This window comes from Nonomuraea deserti (assembly GCF_004348685.1).
Classification (GTDB): Bacteria; Actinomycetota; Actinomycetes; order Streptosporangiales; family Streptosporangiaceae; genus Nonomuraea; species Nonomuraea deserti.
The window spans coordinates 1-3,161 of sequence record NZ_SMKO01000365.1 but is presented as its reverse complement, the minus strand read 5'-3'; the positions used below and the strand labels follow the sequence as shown (position 1 = coordinate 3,161).

Annotated in this window: 3 protein-coding genes; all 3 read left to right on the top strand. The window is 61.0% G+C overall.

Annotated elements, in window-relative coordinates; genetic code table 11:
* Nucleotides 1-973 (top strand): NucA/NucB deoxyribonuclease domain-containing protein (locus E1292_RS49930; protein ID WP_220447463.1); only part of this gene is annotated, 973 nt, incomplete at its 5' end.
* Between the two features lie 93 nt (nucleotides 974-1,066).
* Complete coding sequence (locus tag E1292_RS49925) at nucleotides 1,067-1,675, top strand: hypothetical protein (RefSeq protein ID WP_132606801.1); 609 nt, start codon at nucleotides 1,067-1,069, stop codon at nucleotides 1,673-1,675.
* Between the two features lie 1,153 nt (nucleotides 1,676-2,828).
* On the top strand, nucleotides 2,829-3,161 hold a 333-nt coding region (locus tag E1292_RS49920), incomplete at its 3' end, for a transposase family protein (RefSeq protein ID WP_165975182.1).

Genomic DNA, 3,161 nt, shown 5'->3' with positions numbered 1-3,161 from the left:
AATCCGGCCGCACCTCGGCGACCATCCGCACCGCTCGGCGGCGCAGCTCGGCGGGGTAGGGAGACTTACCAGGCATGGACTCGATCCTCTCAAGAGATCAAGTCTCCACCGAACCCGGGGCGATTCAGAAGTCTGTTCCATCATGCCCGCCCTCACCCAGTACAAGGAGAACAAGGGCCGACTTCCCCTGTGGGACCAGGAACTCCTCAGCGAAAAGGGCAAGCGGCTCGGCGTAGTTCGGTGGGGACAGGGCATTCCGGCCAATCATCTGTGGTCTCCCAGTTTCCGCTGCGACTGGCGAGCTCTCGGAAACTTCGGCGAGGAAACGGCGAACAACGGCGGTTGCATCTATATCAGAGCCGACCGGGTGTTTACGATGTCCAAAAGCAGGGATGAAGAATTCCTGGACGTCATCAACCACATCGAGAAGGCGCTGAACGCGGCGACGAACGCCGGTACCTACCCGCCGTTCCGCCCTGGAGACACGACCGATGGGCGGGTGAAGAGCCGTCCGCCGGTCAAGGGGCCACTGGGCAACGAGCTGCCGAAAGTTATTTCAGGCAACTACGCCGCGCCTCCGGATACCCCCGCAGGGGCACCTCTATGGAGAGCGGCCAAGGGTGTCTACAAGAAGAACCGGGCGGTATTTTCCGGAACGCCGTTCTCGGTGCCGGAGGACAATTACGATCTGCCGTACGGGGGAACCTATTGCAGGTACTACAGCAAGGAGGTGTACCAGCAGTACGGTTACAGATACGTGCAATGCGACGAATATCCCTTCGCTTCCACCGAGCAGGGGGCGCTGAAGGATAAGATTCACTATTCGATCCTCGGGGTTCGCGAAACCCACAACCAGGCACACGGGGATGCGCTCAAAGCTTTCTACGGCCACTATCGTCTTCTCGACTACGACCCCGTCAACACCATCACCAAGGTCTCCGACAGCCCATTCTGGGTTGAGATCGTGAATTGAGAACTCGCACGTGAGACACTGGGTCGCCGAGGCCGGCCGCCTCGGCGACCCAGTGGTCCCACAAAGTTCGACATCGCAGTGAGGACGTATAGCATGCTAAATATCGCACAGGCTCACCCGGCCGAGAACCAGTGGGAACTGCTGGTCGATTACGGGCACGGGCTTCAACTCGGCTTCCACGCCCTCTGGGTCGAGACCGACGATCCGGAGGAACTGTCCCGCCGATTTCGGGTAGACCCGGAATCGCGTTTGGACTGCGACCTGGAGACGCTGGCGGGAACGTACAAAGGCCCCCCTGCGAAAGGCATTTGGATCGGCCCGCACGCGCCCGGATGGACACATGTATTCGTCTTTGGTCTTTACTCCAACCATCCCGCGATCCGCAATCTCGGAAGACGTCGGGTCTTTCAGATCAACTTCTGGGGCGAAGTGGGCGAAGGACTTGAGCCGTTGCACCTCCACTACGACGGAGAACTGGTCGATGATGTCATGCCGCCGTACGAGGAAGGCGGATACATGGCCCTGCCGGACTATCGTCCTTTCACGGCAGGGCTGGAGCTTGATCCCGACACTGAACTTGAGCAGGATGTCCATACCTTGTGGTGCTTGGTAGGCCGGATCACGGGACGCTTCGCAGACCGGGAATGGTGGACGTCGACGCGCACCTTCTACCGCATCCCCGGCAGGGCATGGGAAGGCTGAGGCCGTGACGATCGCGGACTTCGCTGCTGCCGGAACTTCGGTTCCGACAGGTAGGCGTTCCCATCCAGATTCCGGTTGCCGCGAGAGATGATCCGCCTCATGTGCGGCAATCACGGCCCGTTCAATTGCGAGTATCGCGGGATTGGGAAGCGACCTTTGCCCTACTGGCTGGCGGGCATGGACCGGCCTAGTGTGCCACCATCCGAACTGCCAGAGTTGTTCGCCCGGGTGAATGCCTCAAAGTGCTGGCCAAAATTGCAGCCGGTATGACTCTAGTCCTTCAGGAGGGCCGCCATCGACATAACGCTCGCCCGCCCCCGGGCCGAGACTGCAACGCACAGACCACAGCGCAGCCGACAATCCTAAATTCAGGAATCTCCGAGATGGGCGCCCGAGTGTCTCAACGAGCAGAAGATGGCCCGAGCCGCAATACATCTGCGCATCGGCGACCTTTCCCCGCCTTTCACCATCGAAAGGTGGCTGTCCATCCCACAGTTCCAACGTGACGTCCGCGACATGCCATTCCTCCGCTGCGCTCTTTATTATCGCTATGTTCGCCGTTGCAGCGAACCAAACATCAGAGTTCCGCAGCTGAGCACCAAGATCGTCTAATGTCAGGGCATCAGCAGGCCTATTCGAGGATCCGTCTCGGTCCACGAGTGTAAACTGATACGCATCGACCGTCACCTTGTCTTGAATGCGTTCTACAATATGAGCCAATTCACTCTCCGCTGGTCCGCCTGCAGCCCTGGTAGTCACAAGATACTGCCCGTCGAAAGTGTTGTACCAGCCCGACCTGGCCCATCAATGTCTGTTCCACGTTCCACGATAGGGGTATCACTCTAGATGTGGAAATGATTGCCAAACGTAGACGGAAGTCTGCAACGATCATTCACCATCTCGGGGGAGAACAGGATCATGTCCACGACCAAGGCCGTTGCGTTCTCGGCTGATGGACGTTCGCTGGCTCGATGAGGCAGGCGTTGAGGGCACCCCGGGGTGCACATGACAAACGCGACCCCTGATGATCGTCGGTGTCTAGCCAGTCGATCAAGAACAGGGGCCGCGTTCGCGTGCCATCATCCCCGATCGACGTGTTCTCGCGCCACTTGGAGCACGTCACCGTCGCCGACCTGCCCGCCGAGCCGCTCGATTGCCCACGCTCGCCGAACTCCTGGACACCATCCCGGACCCGCGCAGCCGCCGGGGACACCGCTACCGGCTCGGCCCCTTGCTCGCGTTATCCCTGCTCGCCGTAGTCAGCGGCGCGACCTCCCTGACGAAGATCGCCCGGTTCATCGCCGGGTACGACCCTGACCTGCGCGCCCGCGCCGGTCTGCCCGGCACAGTGCGCCTGGCCGCCAGCACCCTGGGACGACTGTTCGCCCGCCTGGACGGCGACGCCTTCGACACCGCTACCTGCACCTATCTGACCGCGCTTGCCACCTGCGCGCCCCACCCGCCACCCCAGGCAACCGGCCCGCAG